The sequence below is a fragment of the Hahella ganghwensis DSM 17046 genome (assembly GCF_000376785.1).
GTDB classification, from domain to species: Bacteria; Pseudomonadota; Gammaproteobacteria; order Pseudomonadales; family Oleiphilaceae; genus Hahella; species Hahella ganghwensis.
This window is the reverse complement of sequence record NZ_AQXX01000076.1, coordinates 11625-34407: the sequence shown is the minus strand read 5'-3', so window position 1 is coordinate 34407 and position 22783 is coordinate 11625. Positions and strand designations below refer to the sequence as shown.

19 protein-coding genes are annotated in these 22783 nt (G+C 40.4%); all 19 read right to left on the bottom strand.

Features of this window, described 5'->3' with window-relative positions:
* Positions 1-391: 391 nt before the first annotated feature.
* Positions 392-1312, bottom strand: coding sequence for a ketoacyl-ACP synthase III (locus F566_RS0104430; RefSeq protein WP_020405767.1), 921 nt, complete (start codon positions 1310-1312; stop codon positions 392-394).
* A gap of 176 nt (positions 1313-1488) precedes the next feature.
* Positions 1489-2361 (bottom strand): dTDP-4-dehydrorhamnose reductase, encoded by an 873-nt coding sequence (gene rfbD / locus F566_RS0104425; protein ID WP_020405766.1) that lies wholly within the window; start codon positions 2359-2361, stop codon positions 1489-1491.
* Entirely contained in the window at positions 2358-2900 is a 543-nt protein-coding gene (gene rfbC / locus F566_RS0104420) for a dTDP-4-dehydrorhamnose 3,5-epimerase (protein ID WP_020405765.1), read from the bottom strand. The genes rfbD and rfbC overlap by 4 nt, the downstream gene beginning before the upstream one ends.
* Positions 2901-2902: 2 nt before the next feature.
* Positions 2903-3784, bottom strand: a complete 882-nt coding sequence (gene rfbA, locus F566_RS0104415; protein WP_020405764.1) for a glucose-1-phosphate thymidylyltransferase RfbA — start codon at positions 3782-3784, stop codon at positions 2903-2905.
* A gap of 2 nt (positions 3785-3786) precedes the next feature.
* A complete protein-coding gene (rfbB, locus tag F566_RS0104410) occupies positions 3787-4872 on the bottom strand; it encodes a dTDP-glucose 4,6-dehydratase (protein ID WP_020405763.1) in 1086 nt (361 codons plus the stop codon).
* Between the two features lie 105 nt (positions 4873-4977).
* The gene (locus F566_RS0104405) at positions 4978-5895 is read right to left on the bottom strand and encodes an NAD-dependent epimerase/dehydratase family protein (RefSeq protein WP_020405762.1); all 918 of its coding nucleotides are present in this window, start codon (positions 5893-5895) and stop codon (positions 4978-4980) included.
* Positions 5892-7295, bottom strand: a complete 1404-nt coding sequence (locus tag F566_RS0104400) for an MBL fold metallo-hydrolase RNA specificity domain-containing protein (RefSeq protein WP_020405761.1) — start codon at positions 7293-7295, stop codon at positions 5892-5894. Before F566_RS0104400 ends, F566_RS0104405 begins: the two co-directional genes overlap by 4 nt.
* A gap of 61 nt (positions 7296-7356) precedes the next feature.
* Positions 7357-8628 carry a UDP-N-acetyl-D-mannosamine dehydrogenase gene (gene wecC / locus F566_RS0104395; RefSeq protein WP_020405760.1) on the bottom strand — a complete coding sequence of 424 codons (1272 nt, stop codon included), beginning with the start codon at positions 8626-8628 and terminating at the stop codon, positions 7357-7359.
* Between the two features lie 22 nt (positions 8629-8650).
* On the bottom strand, positions 8651-9802 hold the full coding sequence (gene wecB / locus F566_RS0104390) for a non-hydrolyzing UDP-N-acetylglucosamine 2-epimerase (protein WP_020405759.1): 1152 nt from the start codon (positions 9800-9802) through the stop codon (positions 8651-8653).
* 93 nt (positions 9803-9895) lie between these two features.
* Positions 9896-11302, bottom strand: a complete 1407-nt coding sequence (locus tag F566_RS0104385) for an undecaprenyl-phosphate glucose phosphotransferase (protein ID WP_020405758.1) — start codon at positions 11300-11302, stop codon at positions 9896-9898.
* Positions 11303-11396: 94 nt separating this feature from the next.
* Positions 11397-12164 carry a WecB/TagA/CpsF family glycosyltransferase gene (locus F566_RS0104380; protein WP_020405757.1) on the bottom strand — a complete coding sequence of 256 codons (768 nt, stop codon included), beginning with the start codon at positions 12162-12164 and terminating at the stop codon, positions 11397-11399.
* Positions 12165-12242: 78 nt separating this feature from the next.
* A complete protein-coding gene (locus tag F566_RS0104375) occupies positions 12243-13457 on the bottom strand; it encodes a glycoside hydrolase family protein (protein ID WP_020405756.1) in 1215 nt (404 codons plus the stop codon).
* Positions 13457-15631 (bottom strand): bi-domain-containing oxidoreductase, encoded by a 2175-nt coding sequence (locus F566_RS0104370; protein WP_020405755.1) that lies wholly within the window; start codon positions 15629-15631, stop codon positions 13457-13459. Before F566_RS0104370 ends, F566_RS0104375 begins: the two co-directional genes overlap by 1 nt.
* 2 nt (positions 15632-15633) lie before the next feature.
* The gene (locus F566_RS36780; protein WP_157496654.1) at positions 15634-16239 is read right to left on the bottom strand and encodes a glycosyltransferase; all 606 of its coding nucleotides are present in this window, start codon (positions 16237-16239) and stop codon (positions 15634-15636) included.
* A gap of 383 nt (positions 16240-16622) precedes the next feature.
* The gene (locus tag F566_RS0104360) at positions 16623-17747 is read right to left on the bottom strand and encodes a hypothetical protein (RefSeq protein WP_157496652.1); all 1125 of its coding nucleotides are present in this window, start codon (positions 17745-17747) and stop codon (positions 16623-16625) included.
* A 108-nt stretch (positions 17748-17855) separates the two neighbouring features.
* The gene (locus F566_RS35205) at positions 17856-18755 is read right to left on the bottom strand and encodes a glycosyltransferase family 2 protein (RefSeq protein ID WP_020405752.1); all 900 of its coding nucleotides are present in this window, start codon (positions 18753-18755) and stop codon (positions 17856-17858) included.
* Positions 18718-20052: a hypothetical protein gene (locus F566_RS0104350; protein WP_157496650.1), complete on the bottom strand. Its 1335-nt coding sequence runs from the start codon at positions 20050-20052 to the stop codon at positions 18718-18720. Before F566_RS0104350 ends, F566_RS35205 begins: the two co-directional genes overlap by 38 nt.
* A 140-nt stretch (positions 20053-20192) precedes the next feature.
* A complete protein-coding gene (locus tag F566_RS0104345; protein WP_020405750.1) occupies positions 20193-21671 on the bottom strand; it encodes an MATE family efflux transporter in 1479 nt (492 codons plus the stop codon).
* Positions 21668-22732: a glycosyltransferase family 10 domain-containing protein gene (locus F566_RS35200; RefSeq protein WP_020405749.1), complete on the bottom strand. Its 1065-nt coding sequence runs from the start codon at positions 22730-22732 to the stop codon at positions 21668-21670. The genes F566_RS0104345 and F566_RS35200 overlap by 4 nt, the downstream gene beginning before the upstream one ends.
* Positions 22733-22783 lie beyond the last annotated feature (51 nt).

Below are 22783 nucleotides of genomic sequence, written 5' to 3'. Positions count from 1 at the left end.
AAGCAGGTGTTTGGTTACGACAAAGTCCGCTATCGAGGCTTGGCCAAGAACAAGAGCCGGCTCTATCTGTTGGCGGCCTTCAGCAATCTGCTGATGGCAAGGAAAGAGCTGCAGGTATAGGGGCAGTGAGCCCAGATGACGCCCCACAGGGGGGGAAGATCCAAAATGGCCGGAAAAACACTCTGAATATTCGGCCATATATCGTCGAGAGTTTGAATTACCTCAGAACCTTGGGGTTATTCAGACTCTCCCTAGAAGCAATTAGTTCTCAGGTACACTGCCAGACAACTCTTATTCACAATGATAGATATCGGCTTGCAACTCCATCAACGTTGAGACCAATGGCACTGCTTTATTAAACGAACCTATCAGCAGATACTCAGTTAGTAGGTTAATCCCTCATTAACACCACCGACCCCCAACTAACACCAACACCGAAACCTGAGAGCACAAGACTTTGAGCATCATTTTCGTTAGCAAGAATCATAGGAATGGAAGAGGAAACTGTATTACCGTATGAGGATGCCTCAAAAGGCACTTTGGCGGGATCAAGATCCATGCGTTTGATGATCATATTAACGATAAACTTACTCCCCTGATGAAGAATAAACTTGTCGATATCACCAATTTGAAAGTTGTTAAGCGCCAAAGTCTCTCGAATGTTATCAGGCACAATATTGGCACAGAAATCCAAAACGGCTCGACCTGCCATTTCAAATTTACGATCACTGGCGCGGACCTGGATAGCCTCATTGCGTGAACCATCAGTCCCGAACACACACTTACCTATTTGCCACTTTGGCTGATCGCTCATGAGCGTAACGGTCGCAGCATCACCAAACAGTAGTGACGTATTCTTGTCATTCATATCTATGACTTTGGAATATGGATCAGCTGTTATCAACAAACCTTTTTTATAGCCATTGGCTTCCATAAACGACCGAATAATAGAAAGACTATAGACATATCCGGAACAACCAAGAGATACATCAAAGCAGGCACAGTTACTTGGCAGGTCCAGTTTTCCATGCACAATTGCGGAGGTGTGCGGCAGGCCATAGTGGTCTGGATTCTGGGTACAGACAATCAGGCACTCAATCTCTGAAAGGATCTCTCCTTTTTCAATCAGCAGTTGGTTAACTGCTTTCACACATAGATCAGAGGTATCATCAGCCTTATCTTTGACAGCCAACTGCACCATTCCGATCTTGTCGGAAATAAAGGTATCGTTGATGCCAAATTGCTCAAGCCTGGACAGATTTTCGATCCGGCCTGCGGGAAGATAAGTGCTTATGTGTTCTATGCCGATCATTTTATACCTGGTTTCTATGCAAACATGCAGCGCATATTGCGCATTGGTTTTACCTTGTAGTTTAAGTGTTTGTGAAACCTTGGAAATTCGACCTTAAGCTACTACGGTCAGACCTCTCGATTAAAATTACAAAAAAAACGCCGTGCAGAAAAGATTAGTCATCACACCTTTCACATTCAAGAACAGGCACGCAAGACCTTGGATACCGCCATCCTCCAATCAGATGGCTTCACATCAAATGTACGTATCACCTTATCATTGGACAGAACAGAATAGGCTGGCCTCTTGGCTGGCGTTGGATACTCAGATGTCGAGATAGGTTTAATTTCAGGGCTGTCATCAATGATTCCAAGCCGTTCAGCCTCATCAAATATAAACGTTGCAAAATCAAACCAGCTAACTGACGGCGCGCCGGAGAAATGAAAAACCCCTCCTTCATCAAGCATATCTAGTGACTTCTCCGCCATTGACAGCAAGGCCGCAGCAATATCCCCTGCGTAGGTAGGCCCTCCAAATTGATCGGCGACCACCCCAATCTGCTCTCTGGTGGCGAGCTTGATCATCGTTTTAAGGAAATTATTTCCATATTCGCTGAACACCCAGGATGTCCTAAGAACAAAATTTCGCTGACTGGATAGCAATACAAACTTCTCTCCAGCCAATTTCGTCTTACCGTAAACTCCAATTGGAGACGTTTCGTCTTCTTCCTTATAAGGGCTGCCGGCAGTACCATCGAAAACGTAATCCGTTGATACATGGAGTAGTCTCGCCCCTACTACCGAACAGCTCTCAGCAAGTATTCGCCCACCCTCTACATTTACACCAGATGCCAAATCCGGCTCAGACTCAGCTCTATCGACTGCAGTATAAGCAGCTGCATTTATGACGATTTCAGGAACAAATTCATTAATCACTCTCCTAACCTGCTCCGAATCAGTTATCTCTAAACTGCTTCGACTCAGCGCCAACCATTGATGACTGGTATTTTTCAAACAATCTTGCAGGCATCTGCCTAACTGGCCATTAGCTCCGGCTACCAATATCCTCATTTAAACTCCAACTCTGACAAACAGGCAGCCCTAGCGTCCTTCTCTGACAAGATCGGTTGTGATTCGAGAGGCCATTCAATCCCAACGTCGGCATCATTCCATATAAGTGAACCTTCATCAGCGGGATCATAATAATCAGTGCACTTATACTCAAAATCCGCAAAATCACTGAGAACCAAAAAACCATGAGCTAATCCGGGAGGCACCCAGAATTGTCTTTTATTGACCTCACTAAGCTCTACACCAAACCATCTACCGTATGTTGTGGAGCCAGGCCGAATATCAACAGCCACATCAAATACCGCCCCACGGACCACCCTAACCAATTTTCCCTGAGGTTTGTTTTTTTGAAAGTGAAGCCCTCTTAACACTCCTTTTGATGACCTTGAATGATTATCCTGGACAAACTCCAGATCAATTCCGACCATATCCCTATAGCGATTAGCTTGAAACGTCTCAAGAAAGAACCCACGATCATCGCCAAAAACCCTTGGCTCAATGATCACCACACCCTCAATACCTGTTTCTATTACTTTCACGCTTATTTGTACCCGTCCAGTAACTTCTGTAAATATTGACCGTAACCAGTCTTTTTAAGCTGATCAGCTCTCTCGCTTAATTCTTCACGACCAATCCAATTTTGCCTGTAAGCAATCTCCTCCAGGCAAGCAACTTTTAACCCCTGACGATGCTCGACGGTTTGGACAAATTGCCCCGCCTCGATTAGAGAATCATGCGTCCCGGTATCCAGCCAAGCAAACCCCCGGCCCAGCAAAGAAACGTTCAAAATCCCCTGCTCAAGATAAGCATTATTTATGTCAGTGATTTCCAACTCACCTCTGGGGGATGGCTTAATATCCTTTGCAATGGAAACAACCTGATTATCGTAAAAATAGAGCCCAGTCACGGCATAGCTCGATTTTGGCTTTACCGGTTTTTCTTCTATGCTAAGAGCCTTTCCTGACTGATCAAATTCAACAACACCAAATCTTTCAGGATCATTGACATGATACCCAAAGACGGTAGCGCCCTTTTCAACACTTGCAGCAAGTCGAAGCTTCTCTGTAAAGTGTTGCCCGTAAAAAATATTGTCCCCCAAGACCAAGCAGGCGCTATCACTACCTAAAAATTCCTCGCCAATAAGAAATGCTTGCGCCAAACCATCTGGTGAGGGCTGTACTGCATAAGATAAACTCACGCCATAAGATCTACCGTCTCCCAACAGCTTTTTGTAGCTATCCTGATCCTCTGGCGTTGTAATGATTAAGATGTCCCTGATTCCCGCCAGCATCAATACTGAGATGGGATAATAGATCATGGGTTTGTCATATACAGGCATCAATTGCTTGGACACCCCCAAGGTTAGTGGATGCAAACGAGTCCCAGAACCACCAGCCAGTATTATCCCTTTATACTTTGCCATATCTACATCACCCTATCTCGCCCAGAGTCATTCGCACCAAGCCTCGCCAACTGGTAATCGCCAGATAATACTCGTTCCCACCAGTGACGATTTTCAAGGTACCAACACACGGTCTTTCGAATACCTGATTCGAAGCTTTCCCCAGGTTTCCAACCTAATTCCTTATGGATTTTAGAAGCATCTATTGCATAACGCACATCATGGCCAGGGCGGTCTTTTACAAACTGCACAAGTCCTCTATAACTCGAAACCCCATTTGGCTTCTCTGGAACCAACTCTTCGAGCAAATCACAAATGGCATGTACAACCTGAAGGTTAGTCTTCTCATTATGGCCACCTATGTTGTAGGTCTCCCCAATATCTCCTCTGGTAACAACTTCATAGAGTGCCCTGGCATGGTCTTCAACATACAGCCAATCACGAATTTGTTGTCCGTCACCGTAAACTGGTAGCGGTTTACCCGACAAGGCATTAAGAATCATATGAGGTATCAGCTTCTCCGGGAAATGATAGGGCCCGTAATTATTTGAACAATTTGTGACAATGACAGGTAATCCGTAGGTCCGCCCCCAAGCCCGAACCAAATGATCAGAACCGGCCTTACTCGCGGAATAGGGAGAACTGGGAGCATAGGGCGTTGATTCCGTAAACAGATCATCGGTACCCTCGAGATCACCATAAACCTCATCTGTTGAGATATGGTGAAACCTAAATTCTGCTTTTTTTTCCGCACCTAGAGACGACCAATACCTCTTAGCCATCTCAAGTAGCGTATAGGTCCCAACAATATTGGTTTGAATAAATTCCCCAGGCCCATCAATTGACCTGTCTACATGAGATTCTGCTGCCAAATGCATGACAGCATCTGGCTGATGCGCCAGGAACACTCGCTCAACTTCTGGAAAATCGCAAATGTTTACTTGCTCGAAAATATATCTATCGCCCTGAAGGTGATCAGGTATCGACTCAAGATTGCCTGCATAGGTCAGGTAATCAACATTGATAACGGTATCACCGGTATTTTCCAGGATATGCCGAATAACCGCACTCCCAATAAAACCAGCACCTCCAGTTATCAGTATCTTCATCTAATATTCCCCAAGTATTAAATAGGCCCTAAAACATACAGCCACGAATCAAAAGCGGCCCATTCTATTACAATCAATTGGGCCATGTATAACAAAGGGGAAATTTTACTTTTCAGAACCGGTTTTCCAGCCCAGCTTTCTGTATAGGTCTTCTGAGTCTATTTCCAGGCTTCCCAAAAGTTTTTCGTAGAGCCCCATTTTTTTTAACACCCACATTAACCAGCCACGCATAAACCCTGGCAGCGTAATAACACGGGCTTGTTTACCTGCATTCTGACAAACCCTCCTATATATCTGGACCGTGGAAACCGGTTCTCTATCGCAGGCCAGCAACACGGAATTCTTTACCTGAGGACGCTCTACTGCCGTACAGATTATCTCGACCAGATGATCAAGACTCACCAAGCTGCGCCTGTTTTCCATTCCTCCCAGCGGAAACGGGACCCCAATCTGAGCCATCTTTTCGAGTAGTGCCAGGTTTCCTTTTGCAGCCGCGCCATATACAAGAGGAGGCCTTATTATCACCCACTCCATACCAAATTCCTCGGCAATAGCTTTTAAGGCAACCTCCCCTTCCAGTTTTGAAATCCCATAAGGAGAGGTAGGGTTTGGAAAGTCACCTGACGTAAATGGAAAACCTGACAACGTTTTTTCACCATTGACCTTAATAGTACTTATAAAAACAAACCTCATTACCCCCGCTTCAGCCGCGTACCGCGCTAAACTTGCTGTACCATCCCGATTTATCCTGCGAAATTCGGCTAGCGGATCTTTTGCCTGGTCTCTAACCTGGTGAACTCTGGCAGCGCAATGAACAACAACGTCCGTTCCTGAGAGTATTTCTCCCCACTCGCTATGATCAAATGGCGGAGCTTGAACAACCTTGACGTTCTCAGGAAATTCCTCTTCCAGCTCCCCAATATTTTGACGAGTCGTGCCAACCACGCTGTCAAATCTCGCTGAACTCTTTACAAGCAACGCCCTACCAACAAAGCCGGTAAACCCCGTGATCAATACTTTCATTCAGTTTCCTGAGCTCGAGAAATTATTACTTTGGAGTCGAAAGACAATGCCTTAAGCTTGCTTTGCAAAGCCTTCTTTGCCCTTTCATCACCATGAACTATTCTAATCTCTTTTGGCTTAATTCTGATTCCAGACACAAAATCTATCAAATCCTGCTGATCTGCATGAGCGGAATAGCCTGACAGAGAATAGACGCCACTACGGATGTCAAATCGATTTCCATCCAGGACAACAAACCCATTATCAGGACTATGCTTCAGAATCTGACGCCCGATAGTACCGGATGCCTGATAGCCCACGAAAAGGATATCGGTTGTCGGGTCTCCTATAAATGCTTTTAGGTAATTAACGATACGCCCACCATTACACATTCCGCTTCCGGCGATAACGATTCTTGGCTTTCGAACACTCAGACAACGATGAAGAAAGGCTTTATGGTGATCATGTGAGGCAATCGTCGTCAGTTGATAAAAATTTAAAGGGTGTCTGCCGAATTCACGCCTTTCGCGGGCTTCTTTATCCCAGAACTCAGCCAGGTTTCGGTAGTGCTCAGTAAATCGCGCAGCTAATGGGGAGTCGACCACAACCTCCCATTCCGAAAACTTCCCTACCTCTTTTATTTTGTCGTCGTGAAGAGTCTCTTCAATTTCATATAGAAGCTCCTGGGTACGACCAATACTGAATGCCGGGATGAGCACAACACCATTGTCCGCAAGACATCTTTTCAGCACCTGCCGAAGAGTACCTACCCGGTTTTCACGACCTTCATGTATCCGATCACCATAGGTACTCTCTATCACCAGACGATCACAACGCTCAGGAGATTTCGCTTCGGGCAGTAACGGCGCGTTGGATGCCCCTACATCGCCTGAAAAAACCACATGCTCGTCATTATCCCCCTGCAGAAGCTGAAAAGTAGCATAGGCACTTCCCAGTATATGCCCTGCCCGTTCTAACTTGAGCTTCACCCTTCGACTATCTGAGTCGTAGATACAAAGCCACTCACCGTAGGGAACCGGCTGAATAATCGTCTTGAGGTAACCCAGTACTTTTTCTATCAGCTCTCTGTTCCTGGTGAAACCAATCTTGAGCGCATCTTCGAGTATCTCCGGCAACAGCAGAGCGGATGGCTCACTACAATATATGGGCCCCTTAAACCCAGCAGCCAAAAGATAGGGAATGCGACCGACATGGTCGATGTGAACATGAGTGACGATCAGCGCCTGAATATGTTCAATCGGAAAGTCAATTTTGAGATCATCTGCAGAAGACTTTCCTGCTGCTTCATCACCTTGGAATAGACCACAGTCAATTAGAAATCCGGCTTCGCCGAACTTGAGTTCGTGGCAGGAGCCAGTGACGCCGTTGGTGGCGCCATGGTGTTTGATTACAGATTTCAAATGATCTTCTTTTTAGGCAATTTACGAGGAGTTTAACTACGAAGCTCATAATTATAACAAATCAACCTTCATGCCAGACTCCTCGAGTATCAACCAAATACCGCTTGTCAAATTTATCTAACTTAAGTCTGTAGAACTCTTTATGATCCACAAGAAGCACAATGACATTTGCTATATCAATAGCTTCATACATATCTACGAACTCCCAAGCATTTGGAAATCCAGCAGGAAATTCAGCAATATTTGGTTCAACCAGCAATATTTGCCCCTTGTAACTACTAGCCAGTTTTTTTGCAACTAAAACAGCAGGACTTTCTCGTAAATCATCAATATTTGGCTTGAACGACAATCCAAAACAAGCAATCTTTATATCATTTACTGTGCATCCTGGGTTATTTCTTAGAAACAAGTTCACTGCCTTTTTCACCTTAGAAACAACCCAGTAAGGCTTATCGTCATTGACGTCTCGCGCCATTTTTATCAGACGCGACTCGTCTGGCGACTGACTAACAATAAACCATGGGTCGACAGCTATACAGTGCCCTCCGACACCAGGCCCAGGCTGAAGAATATTAACACGAGGATGTCTATTGGCTAATTTTATTAACTCCCAAACACTTATATTATGCTTGTCACAAATAACAGATAGCTCATTGGCAAATGCGATATTCACATCCCGAAAGCTATTTTCTGCCAACTTAACCATTTCTGCAGTTCGCGCAGTAGTCGAGATACATTTACCGGTGACAAAAATATTATATAGATCACATGCCGCATCTGAGCATTTTGTCGTCATACCTCCAATTACACGATCATTTTCAACCAACTCCCTTACAATATGGCCTGGAAGCACTCTTTCAGGACAATGTGCCAACCTGATATCAGAGTTTTCACCATGAGTTTGGGGAAAACTTAGATCCGGCCTTAATTCAGCCAACCAAGACGCCATTTTTTCTGTAGTCCCAACGGGAGAAGTCGATTCTAAGATAATCAGATTTCCTTTCTGCAATACTGGTGCTATTAACTTAACGGCACTTTCTACATATTTTAAATCTGGCTCATAATTCCGTTTAAAAGGTGTAGGTACAGCAATCAAGAACGCATCAGATTCCTTTGCTACGGTACTCGCAATTAGGTAACCTTTTGTAACAGCAGCATGGACTAACATATCCAACTCAGGTTCAACTATATGAATCTTTCCTCGATTAATAATATCAACCGTATTCTGATTAATATCTAAACCAAAAACCGTCTTGCGACGTGATGCAATTACTGCCGCGGTAGGCAGCCCAATATATCCCAATCCAACAACAGAAATTGTTTCAAAACTCATTAATCAGCTACTCCACAAATAATTAGACAAGGCATAGCTCTGTTTCATTGACTTTGATTGAAGAAAGCAATTCAGAAACAATTCGCTGGCTCGCCATACCATCACCATATGGATTATGGGCAAAACTCATCCTTTGGTATTCTTTTTCGTTTTCCAACAATAGTCGCACTCCAGCAACTATTTTATCTGTGTCGGTTCCGACCAACTTCACTGTACCAGCCTGAATCGCTTCAGGTCTTTCAGAGACATCTCTCATTACGAGAACAGGTTTCCCTAAAGACGGAGCCTCCTCTTGAATTCCACCTGAATCCGTCAGGATCATATAAGCACGTCCCATTAAATTAACAAAGGTCAAATAATCTAGTGGAGCAACTAAGTGTACATTCTTTATATTTAACAATATTCGATTTACTGGTCCTCTAACGTTAGGATTTAGATGCACCGGATAAACAACTTGGACATCAGGATGGTCTTCAGCCACCTTAGCTATTGCATTACAAATCCTTTCAAACCCGTTACCAAAACTTTCTCGCCTATGTCCTGTTACCAAGATAATTTTTTCTCTTGTTCGCAGAAATGGAAATTGTTCCTCCAACAAGTTATTTAGCGCATCATCCCCCAATAGTTTATTCTTTATCTCTAGCAGAGCATCAATTACCGTATTCCCAGTAACAATAATTCTGGACTCCGGAACATTTTCTCGAATCAAGTTTTGCTTCGAAATCTCCGTCGGCGCAAAATGAAAACTCGCTAAGGCTCCAGTTATTTTTCGATTAGCTTCTTCAGGCCAAGGAGAATAAATATTGTTAGTTCTCAAACCAGCTTCTATATGCCCAACTTTAATCTGCCGATAAAAAGCTGCCAAAGATGCTGCTAATGTGGTAGTGGTATCTCCATGAACCAGTACGCAATCCGGCTCAAACTTGGCTAACACTGGATCTAGACCGCTCAATACGGCAGAGGTTAAATCGGTTAGACTTTGTCCCGGTTTCATAAGGTTTAGATCGAAATCTGGTCGAATACCAAATAAATCCAGTACACGATCTAGCATATCCCTGTGCTGGGCGGTAACACATACTCCGCTTTCAATACGAGCATCATTTTCTAACATTCGAACCACTGGGGCCATTTTGATAGCCTCAGGGCGTGTCCCAAATACTGTTAAAATTCTCATAATATTAAAATCACCTCATGATTTAATATTTAGCGAAAGAGTTAACAACGCCCTTTACTGGCTCTGATTAAAAAGCCACATTTCCTTACTTAATTAGTACGCATTTCTATTTATGAAACCTTTAATAAGTGTGAGAAGTATAATCTTGATATCAAGCCAGATTGACCAGTTTCGAATATAGTGCATGTCATGTTCAACACGCTTTGTCATTTTATCCAGAGTGTCAGTTTCTCCACGCCAACCGTTTATTTGCGCCCAACCAGTAATTCCAGGTTTAATCATGTGGCGCTGCATATAACCTTCAATTTCCTTTCGATAAAGCTCATTGTGAGCAACAGCATGTGGCCGAGGACCGACGATTGACATGCTTCCCTTTATGACGTTAATAAACTGTGGCAATTCATCTAAGCTGCATTTCCTTAGTACTGAGCCAAGCCTGGTAATACGGCAATCATCTTTTTTAACCTGATGAATTACATACCCATCTTCGCAAACGCTCATAGTACGGAATTTCCAAACCCAGATTTCCTCCCCGTTTAGCCCATACCGTCTCTGCTTAAAAAATACAGGCCCTCTGGATGTACACTTAATAAGGAAAGCAATAATGAGCATTGGTATAAAAATTAGTGCCAATATCAGCCCTCCTATGAATATATCCTCCCCCCTTTTTATAATTCTCCCCACGGTGTCCAAAGGTGAATCATACACACTGATAATAGGAAAGCCGCCAATGTGCCTGATTCGAGAGTTAATTAGGTTAAAGGTAAAAATATCGGGAACATACTGCACTTGAATAGTAGAATCCGCCAATTTAGATACAAGCTCCTTTACACTATTCTCAGCCTGCATGGGGAGAGCAATAAATACTTCGTCATATCTATAGTGATGTATATCTACAGGTAGCTGTTTTAGCGGCCCGATTACCTCAAGATCCAAGTTATGAATAGGTTTGGTTCCTAAATCCAGTTTATCATCGTAAAAGCCCTTGATATTCATTCCCATCCATGGGGACTCACCAATCAGTTTTGCCAGCTCTAGACCCAGGACCCCTGCTCCTGCAATAACGATACTCCGCGAGTTCCTGCCCACAGATCGCATTTTTCTTAGTACTCCGCGAACACTTGCTCGTAATCCTATTAGGAGTAAAGGTGAGAGAGTCGCCCAAAAGGCCAATGCTTTACGCGAAAAATACTCCGTGCTTTTAAGTGCAAATCCCACTGCTAGAAGAACTAGCAGAACCTCGAACCATACCCGTCCAACCAGCAGGATCTCATCACGAATAGACTGCCCCCTCCATGATTCATAAATATCCTGATGAGTAGCAAATAGAAAGTATAATAGAGAAGCCAATAGCCCCAGTTGGCTGTACTGAGTATCGAATGTAACTCCCATTCCCTTACAACCCAGCCAGAGAGAAAGCAGAATAATGAATACGTCTGCAAAATGCTGAAATAACGTGATCAATGAGTGGTATGGACGAACCAATCCAGTGTTGTACATTATCTCTCCCCTTGTTCCGCTAAGTCCTATAGCATTATTATTCTTACTTCTTTGAACTTCCTTGATATAGGACTTTATGAGATTTTTATGTATTCTACTTCCAGATCTTTTCTTTAATTAGCATTATTATGAATGCCATATTTGTTTTTAAATACCTCCTAGTCATTCTTCTTGGTTCTTGAAGCATTCTATAGAACCATTCCAATCCACTGCGCTGCATCCAGAGAGGGGCTCTTTTTACCTTTCCTGCAATAACATCAAACGACCCTCCTACCCCCATTACGAAATCAACCCCTAAAGAGACCTTCCACTTATTAATAAAAATCTCTTTCTTAGGCGAGGAAATCGCAACAAAAAGCATCTTTGCTCCAGAATTACGAATATTGCTCACAACCTCTTCTTCATCTTCCCCAAAGTAGCCATGATGAAAACCTGCAACTTTTAATTTAGCATACTGCCGCTGCAACGCTAATGCGACTTCTTCAACAACAGCCTGCTTAGCTCCTAGAAGATAAATAGGAATACTTCTTTCTGCCGCCATTTCAACTAAGAATATGAAAAGATCAATTCCAGCTACCCGTTCAGGAACATCATACCCGAGTAAACGAGCACCCCACACCACTCCCATGCCATCTATATTTACGATATCACAGCATTCTATCGATTTTCGTAACTGGTCATCTTTAGCCATATTGACCAGCTTGGCCACATTTACAACAACATGCTGCGTGAAACGATTGGCATGAATACGTTGTTCAATCAAATCTATCGTTTGCTGAAGTGTTATTGGGTGCATAGTTGTCCCGAAGGGACTTATGCTGGGCAGCTCCACATCCAAAGTCCTTTGCTCATATACACCCATAACTCTCTCCCATCTATAGCCCAAAAACACTTAGGAACAGCGATAGTGAGTTTACCTAATAACACTTGTTAAGGAGTGTTATTTTTGACTAAACTCTCGCTTGCTCAAAACGTTCAGGTAAAACGCAATAGCGTAGTAACTCCACGCCTGAGTCCACCGTGCATAATTTACGTTATTGTTAAACCAGCGATGCTTTTGATATCTGAATCTACCCTCAGTAGGTATATACATATGATTTACCGCCCATTGCATCACGTTTTCCACCAATTTCAGATCGTCAGACGAATGGCCAACTTTTAACAACGTAAAAATTGCCTGAGCGACGGAGTGCATATCTAAAGGGTACACTTTATTGTTATAGTACTTAGGCGCACCAGTTTCCAAAAAAAAAGTAGATTTATAATAGTGGAATCCTTTTGAGATTGCGGTTTCAAATTCATTAGTGCCCATAACCTCTTGAATCAAAAGAAGAGCTTCAAGGTTATAGCCTGTATGAAATCCATCTATGAATTGATGATGGGGCATGCTCCCATAAACCCAAGCACCATTTTCGCGCTGCTCGTCAATCGACTGTCTCGCCACTTCTAACGCTTGATTTAGTAATACTTGATTATCTGTCTGAGCTGCCATTTTTGACACCAAAGCAGCCCCCCAAAGACTAGCGTTATGCACGAACGCTCTTTCACCTGGGATATAAGCATAGAAACAGCGCCCATCCTCTTTGGTAAATAGTCTTTTACTGATAAAAAAAGCAGCGTCTTCTGCAACCTCTCCATATTTTAGAAACCCGGTAGCGTCCTCAAGCTCTATTAAGGCCCTTGCCACATAGCAGGTCGTTATAATATTAGGCTTCCCAACTGGAACGAAAAAAGCGCGTGCCTCCCAATCGAAATGATATCCCCAACAACTATAGCTCCAAGTATCTCGATCACATCTTTGGGTCAACAACCATTCACCGAGCGCCTCAGCTTCATTAAGATATCTCTGATCCTGAGTACGCTCGAAATCCTCCAAAAGCCCCAAAATAAAAAGGGCAACCCCTTTTGGGTTTCGTTTTTTAGGGACACCGACGATGGGTCGAAGATTTACAGGCAATCTCTTATGTAGTTGAAGCCAGGCTAAACGGCAGATACTAGATTTATACAAAGGTGTACGCTTAAATAAAACACTATTTAGTCCGTCGAAAGGATCAAAACCTGCAAAACGGCTAGCACGAGCGTTATCCAGAACCTTTCCCCGAATAGTCGATAAGTGATCTGCAAAGAATTTATTTTTATTATTAAAGTGCGGCATCAAGCCTCCAGGAGAGATAAATCAACGCGAAGCGGTTGATTAATTGTCATTGATTCCACCGCAAGTATTGTTGCAAGACTATTGGCCATCAAGGACCTATAAGCAAGACAGGCGTCTCCATCCTTCACTGCTTTCACCCATAGAGCTAGCATGGATTTCTGTCCTTTATCCTGTGAAACAAGTTTCTTTCGCTTGCTGGTGGTGGCGCTCTCATAAAGGGTCAAGACGCGGAAATCATCGATAACTGCTGACCGACCACCACCAAACATTTCGATGCGTTCTTTAGGCATTGCCTTGGAGCCGTCGGCTGCATACACAATATTCGCAATACTGCCATCCTCATACGCGACAGAAACAGAAACATTATCATTTAGCAGAGTTGATTTAGAGGGTTTGCACATTCCTATGGCATAAATAGAGACAGGCTCCTTGCCAATCAGAGCCGAGGCTAGATCCACAAAGTGACATCCCTCCCCAATCCAGCGTCCTCCACCGACTTTTGGATCTTGTATCCAATGATCCTGTGGGATAACCCCTGCATTAATTCGAATACTTACGATCTTGGGACTGTGCACTTCGGCAAAATGCTCTATCGCAGCAGTCGTCAAAGCAGAAAACCGCCGATTAAACCCAACCATTATCTGACGGTCTCCCCGCTTAGTGTACGCATAATGTATGGCCGCCAACTCTTTGACTGACATCGCCAGAGGCTTTTCAACATAAACATGTTTGCCAGCTTCTAAAGCTTTCACCACCAATTTTGCATGGGTATCATGACGACTAGTTACCATCAACATATCAGTTTCTTCAGTGAACAATTCGTTCAACTCATTGGAACAAAAGCGGAAACCGAATTGTTTTGCAACCGCTTGCGCTGTTCTACCACTAGCTGTCGCCAGCCCCGTAAATTCCACCCCTTCCATTCCACGCAATGGCGGTAGGAGACTAGAGGTCGCATAATTACCAGCACCGAAAAATGAAATACCTAAAGAACCACTAACAATAGGCTCGGGATTGATAGTAATTCTGTGCTCAGAAACTGGGCTTGGGGATATTGAACCATATTGCAATACTATTCCGAGATACGGTTCCTTCTTATCTCCTTCTATCAGCTCATAGGCATCATTAGCATTTTCAAACTTAAAACGATGAGTAATCAGCCCTGAGATATCCAGACTTCCCTGAGAGACGAGACTAAGAAATGTCTCCATGTTCCGCTGTTCAGTGAATCGCACATACCCATAGGGATAATCCTCGCCACCCTCTTCATATTCTGGGTCGTAACGGCCAGGACCATATGAGCGTGAAATAACAACACTAATTTCCTTTTTAAAGTATTCCTCACGCGGTATGTCCATACGCACAGCCCCAATCACAACTACTCGACCTTTTTCTCGAGTGATTTGCCCACTCAATTCAACAGGTTGATTGCTTGAGGTTCCGGCACAAATTAAAACCCCGTCTACACCGTAGCTCCCAGTTAATTCGTGGCACGTCGCAACAGCATCCCCTCCAGGATGAACACCTACGGCACCGTATTTTTCGGCTAAACTGACCAAGGAAGGATCCAAATCTGTACCAATTACCTTGCACCCATTGGCTCGAAGCAATTGAACGGCTATTTGTCCGAGCAACCCCAAGCCAATCACTAAAAATGTTTCCCCCAACCTGGGCTCGGCTAATCTCACACCCTGCAGCGCAATGGCTCCCAATGTTGTAAAGGCTGCTTCCTCGTAGATAACGTTATCCGGCACTTTTGCAATCAAGTTTTTTGGTACTGCCACAAATTCGGCGTGATTTGCATAACCTGCGCCACCACAAGCTACTCTATCACCAGGACGCAGCCCTTTTACCAACCCTCCTACAGCAACCACTTCGCCGGCGGAACTATACCCCAATGGACTAGGTGAATTGAGCCGACTATTCACTGTCTGTAGCGTTTTTCCCAGCCCTTCAGTCTGTAACTTCTTAATTACCTGCCTGACGAGATCCGGTCGAGCTTTCGCTTTTTGCAGCAAACTTTTTTTGCCCATATCTACTTTCGTTTTTTCCGTACCAGCACTAATTACAGAATTAGCGTTCCTGACTAATACGAATTTATCAGTCAAAGTAGGTACGGGTACATCGTATATGTTAATACTACCTGCTTTAAACACCTGGGCAACTTGTTTCATTCTCAACGTCCTAGATTCCGTCTATATATATCAATCAATTCAAGATGATATTTTGTTGACAATCTTTCACTTATAAGAGTATGCCTTGGAAGGCTTAATGCTCGTTCAAAGACCGCTTTTAATTGTTTTAGGTTTCCTGATTCAAACAACAACGCACCACGAGGCCTTAGACAAACATCTGAAGCAATAGCAGGTACGCCACAATCTAGGGCCTCTTGTATTGAAACACCATATGCATCATCTCTGTTCAACCGTAAAAACAAATCTGCTCTAGAAAAATGAGATACCAAGTTCTCACCAACTACAACCTCAATATTTTTTACTTTTCTTTGGTTTATGCTGTCATAAAGCAATCTTAAATTCTTCTCAGATGAAACAAAACATTCAAACTGTATATCTGGGTAAAGCGATGCAATCTCTATCAACAAATCTATACCATATACTGTAACTGATTTCCTTGAATCTACTTTCCATATATTGAAGAAAACAGTATACTTTCGCTTTATTTTATTACGAATTGACTTGGTAATAGGGGGAACATAGGCTGGCAGATGCACCAAACCTTCAATACCATAAAGTTTAAGTTTTTTATAAACTGATTCCGACACAACAATTACATTTAAACATTTAGTAAACTTCAAACAAAAAATGGAAATAGCTCGAAGAATAGGAGCTCCGGTAAGTAACCTTTCATTATGAATTGTAAGCAAAAATCTATTACTATTAAAAAGTGAATAAAGTAGAAAATACTGAAAATGAAGCCATGAAAACTGATGAAAGTGAACCAGATTATTTTGAGGCCGAATTAAAAATTTTATCCACCATATATATTTATTTTTTATCGGATACACGTTTTTCGAGGAATCTCCAACACTGTATTGATTATAGACAGAATGTTCTATTCCTCTAGATTTCAGGTAAGGCAGTATCCTAGAAATATGGTTAGATACACCCCCATAGGGCGGAGGATATGGACCCAATATAAGCAACATTATAACTGACTCCTTATTCCTGCATAGCTTCTAAATCGCAAACATAATATAACCAAGTACGCAGGGATAACGGCGTTATAAATCAAATGTCCGCCAAGGCTAGAGGCAGTTAAAAATATGATCAAAAATATCAAAGAGTAACGAGTACATTTCGACAATCTAAAAAAATACGATATATACAAATAATAATAAACAACTCCCATAAAACCAAAAGCCGTCAATATATCGAATACATCCATCTCTGTTCCTAGCCTAACAAAATTAAAACCGCCAAAAATATAATTATAAATAGGATAATCACCAACTATAAACAGTTCTTCAATAAGAGTAGCTAACCTCCAATCCCTGCCTGTTAAAAGAATACTAACGATAGCATCTCCTCTATTATAAAAGTAGTAAAAGTAATTCATAGTAACTTCAAATTTATCTACAAGGTATTCCAGTGAGATAACTACAAACCCAGCAATAAAAACAAAGAAGGTTAGAAAAAATCTCTTACTTTTAAGCTGTGGGCCTATAAGTAGCACCAGCGATAATATAGAGAAGAAAACACTAGCCTTAGACCCAACAATTATGGAACAAAAAAATATTGAATATATGACAGCAATATCATACTTCCTATAATAGGTTAAATACTTCATATAGAAATAAAAAAACCCAATCAAAAGTAAGCCTACTGCCTCATTAGTTGTAACAATAACTCCCTTAAAACCGAAACGTGCACCCACTGCATAAGAACGAAAGATGTCAATTTGGAATATAAAACCGATGAATATTGACGCCACGTATACAAGAAAACAAAACTCAAAGAAGTAAAATAGTTTTTCTATTTTAAAGTTTTCTCTAAAATAAACACTTATCACGAAGTAAACCACAAAAAAATAAAGCATTTTATTTACTATAACAAAGTTTTGATAAAATTCATCAAGCTCTATTTTTTCTGAAGTACCATATAACAGCAGCATTCCCATGAGGTTAGAAAACAAAAAAAACACCAAAATTAAAACTGGCTGATAACATTTAGCTCGAAATAGGAAGCTAATAAACAAAACCTCAGCCAACCCTCTTATCATTTGAGAGTACCAGTTATACTCGCCGGTATACTTGATCAGTACAGAGTTCACACAGTCTACTAGGAAACAAAGATACAGCAGGGTAAGTATGAAGCTAGAGCTCGACAAAACGAAGCTGCTATGTAACCGGCTACCAGCCAATTCAATCATAAGCGCTAACTACCTGATAGACTCAATTAAGAAACGCATTGTTCCTATTACCACAGCTCTTTTACTTATGCTTCGTAGCTTCAAAAGAGCAGAAAATTTACCGATATAGAAAGCCAATCTCAATAAACAAATTGAAATTATTTCCTCTTCTCTTTTTGAAAAACACCTTCGCTCTAAAGAACGTATCCTGAAATAAATATCCTTTTCATATTTCTGAAGATTCTTTTTTGAAATTCTAATTGCATCTTTCTTTACACTTTTACTGTTCACCTTTGAGAGTGAAGACGAAATATCTCTATAGAGAAAAAGAAATTCATTCACATTTCCGAAAGCATAGTTTCGTGCGTATAGCTCAGACCATAAGGCATAGTCCTCTGCTGACTTATAACCTCGACACCCATATTTTATCTCTTCTGCCAATAAGGAGGACCTAAACATTACCGCCCCATGAGCAAATGGTGTCGTATAACTTAGATAAACAGGGAATGATTCACCGACAACTGGCACTAAAGCGGCATCTATATAATCACCACGATCGTTAATAAGATAATAATGGCAACCACATATATCCAATTCATTCTGCTCGAGGTATAGAAGCTGTTTCTCGAGTCTCGTAGGCAAACTAATATCATCTGCATCCATTCGAGCAATGAACTCTCCTTTTGCACGATCCAACGCCTCATTTAAAGAGTAGAGCAACCCCATGTTTTCATAACGAGATATAACTACAATTCGATTATCATTTTTACTATAACTCTCTATAATTTCCAAGCTTCTATCAATAGAGCCATCATTTACGATTATAAATTCAAACTCTGTAAATGTTTGATTTAATATACTTTCTATCGCGTCATTTAGGAAATTTTCGCCATTATAGACAGGCATTACAACGGAGATCTTCTGCGTCATTTAGGATTCCCTTTTTAAAAGACACTATTGGAATAAATAAAAGCTCGATAATCTCTCTATCATGAAAAATAGGATGAAAGTTTAACTCAGAGTAATGTCTTTCCATCTGGCTTTCACTTTCATAAAGCTCGACTACATCTTCCATTTCAGCGTTATATACCCTATATTTATCTTTTATAGTAGATATAACTCTCCCAGTTTGCTTGTAATAGACATCATCTTCCAAGACACGATATCGAATATAGAATGGTACACATTTTTCAATTAACATAGTTATAACTGACATTGAAATCCGAATTACATCTACTGCAACTATATCATTAGTGTTAATTTCTAGCTCTTTTAAATCTTCCTCACTTAATACGCTAGTAGCGTTAAAAGAGGCTGTATCCACTAAAACTTGAAAGGTATCAAATTTAAATCTTCTTCTATCAACCAGACTATTTTCTATATATGTAGTTAATTCTGACTTATACTTATACTTTCTATCTGATCTCTTTATCAAAAGAAACCTTCCACAAGATATTTTATTAATTTCATTAATTAAACAAGTATAAACTTTAGAGGTCCTATAAAATCGATAATTTCGAAGTAGTGTCAATCCAAAATAAGCATATATATTTTTAATTATCACCCAGAAATAACGCCACTTTTGCTTCGCAGAAACCTCACTTATTGCGAATTTAAGTGCTGGAGCACGGTTCCTCCGTCTATAGGTATAAACTATCTGATCTTCATATTCTAACTTAAAACAATGATTATACTTTCTCATTGGATGAAGCGGTTTGTTATTTTTATCATATATATACGCTGATATATTTAAAGCTGTTTCATCATGTCGAAATAGATGGCAATTTCTTACAATATTACTCTTTGCAATACCTCGATTCCTCGATTGCTCCTTGTAAGACCATCCCTCAACATCCCCTTCTAAAGCCATTTTTTTTGTATGATTCACAATCAACTTTGTTATTGGATTATCAAAGTTAAACCATACAAAACCCGACCCCAACTCCGCTTTATCCAAGAAAACACTATCCAAATTGTACTTCGAAATAAATTCTTTAGGAGTACAATATTTATTTGTAAAGGAGCTTGGTATTGAAAGTAATACATTCTTGGGTACTTCTTTAGAAAGAGCCTCCAAACTACCACAAATCATTATACCTGCATCAACATAAAGTACCTGTCCACCGTACTTGGATATCTCCTCCCATACAAGACACTTTGCTACATAAGGATTTATAGATTTAGTTAAACCGTTAAAGTCCTTAATTTGAACGCCAGGTATAAGCATCAACCTCCTACACTGTAATCTTGTCAATCCTATGTCATACACACTGATAAAAAAACAGTTTGTCTTTTTCAGGGATCCAATTAGATTTAAAAGAGAGATGAAGTATCTCTTGTCAGCTATAGTTACGATATTAATGCTCTTCATTTATCGACATTTCTAATTAAAATAAATATTTCAGAGTTAGCAATCCTCTGTATTACTATAAAACTAGCAACTGATAAACCTATGCTAGCGCTTAGTTCAGATACCGTTTCAATTCCTACAAATTCAGACATAACACTAACAAAAATAGACGTTAAGATTGTTGCGTACAATAGCCGCCAGTAGCTAAAATAAAATCCGGATATTTTAGCAGCCGTTTTATATATAACAAAAAAGGATAAAGCCACAGATATTAGCAATGATATAACAACATACTCTATTTGATGAAATTTGAAATATATCCCAACAGCTAACAGTGCAGCTAGAGCACCCGCTCCAATTATGGAAGATCTCATAATACTTGTAGTTTTACCTTCCAAATACAGGATATGCGAAAACAATCGTGTATTTACACGAAGGAAGTCAATCAATAATCCATACATAAGAAATACTGAAGAGTTCTTGAATGTCTCGTTAGATACCAAATCAATCAATACGGGTGCAAAATATGAAACAAAAACAAAAAAAGTCATATATAATATAATTAGCGCATTAAATAGTTTCTTAACATATAAATAAAAATTCTTAACATCATATTGGTATTTTTTATATAAAGTTGGCACAAAGTATTGGGTAATTACAGATTCAAGTGAAATGGATAACGTTGCAGACAGCGAGAATCCAAGTCCGATAATTGCTAGAATTTCACGGTCAAACATATGCTCTATATAGAACCTATAGTAATGGTTTTGAAACCAGGTTCCCAAAGCACCTAATGCTATGGGGATGCAGAATATTATTGCACTCTTAATGCTAATTAATGAAAATATAATCTTCTTTACATAATAAAAGTTAATTTTTGATTCTATATTCTTAAAGAAATCAAACAAAATAATAGAGCAAGAGATCAACTTTCCTAGCATCACCCCTAGTAGCCAATATACAGATGATAATTCAATATAGTTAGTTAATAAAACAGATATAACCAGTCCAGACCATAGAGAAAGATTTGTATACAGTACAAACTTTACACGATCAAATAACATATTAAAGGTTAAAGCTATTGCAGACGAGACTGTTCCTATTGTTAAATCCAAGGTTAAAATCAACAGAAGAAGGTAACTTAGATCGTAGGGTACTTCTGAACCTCTTAGATACTTTAGGAGAGGATAGGCAACAACTATCGATATGATTGCCCCATATATAAAGAGAATCAAGAAGCTAGATAAAAGTAGCTTTCTATCATGCAATATATTTATTTTTCTTGAATGCATCACTCCAGCAGGTGACATAAATGTCATAGTGGCAAAGCCAATAATAGATAGAACTAGGTAGTAAAACCCTACCTCATCAACTGGTAACGTATTAGTAATAACCTTTATAGAAATAAAAGTAAAAGTCATTTGTAATAAGCGACCTAAAATTAGAACTATTGCATCATTTTTCTCTATAAAAAGCTTCACCATTTCACAAATCATTTATATATTCTTGACGTTTTGTTTCTTAAGTACACCCACACCTTATTAATCAGCAATGTGGCTAAAACAACATAAACATCAAATGATTTTATTTTATGTTCACCTTCATTTACCACTGCTTCCATCAATTTTCTAGCGAAACAATGTGAGAGATGTTTTTCGAAACATCCACTTTCCAGAAATCTTTCTATATTAGACAAATACTCATAGTATTGACTCGATGAAATTTGATCTATGTATTTACCTAAAGATGTATAATCTGAGAAATCTCTTTTATCGATATAGCATTCCTTAGGAATATATCTCTCAATATTTTTCGCTCCCCAGTATATGGGCACCACACCAGCGAAGAAGCAGTCAAATATCTTTTCACTAATCAAACCATTTATTTCTTTCTCGTTTTCATAACAGATTGAAAACTTATAACTTTTGAGAACCTCCAACTTACTATCGACAGGGCCTCTATAGCTGGGAAATTTTTCTCTACTCCAACCAACTCCATAGAATTCGAAACTTTTCGGATACTTTTTTTCAAAGTAACGTATCGCTGTTATTCTTTGACTATATAGTTCATTTTTTGCTCTATATTTCTTATAGCCAACTATGGATGTTAGAAACTTTCTATCTTTAAAGTTCTTTATCTCGACCTTATGCCGCAAGTCAGGTACTGGAAAAAAGAATTTCTCGAAATTATTTGTGCCTACCAAGTCATCTTGCCAGGTCAGTACCTTTCGGAAGGCTTTTGATACTATTTTGAGCGCCCAGGGTGAGTGTATTGGCCTAACCACAGGCGGTTCAAATGATACATATATACTCCTATTTAGCTTTCCCTTAATAAAAGCTTTTATCAAAATAGAAATATTCAAACTAAAAAATATAACTCCATCCGCTTCGTCCATATTAACATTATCTATAGTATCAACTTCAATATTTTGAAGTTGAAATATTCTTTTTATACTCACAAACGGATCTAAGGCATTATCCCGATTAGATCTGCTTTTAGTATCGAAAAAAGCACCTCCTAGCTGAGACTTATAAAATGGAACAACCGCAACCTTCATATTGTTTTACCATTAATCAATTTTCTGCTGCGAAAATGCTAAAATTTTACG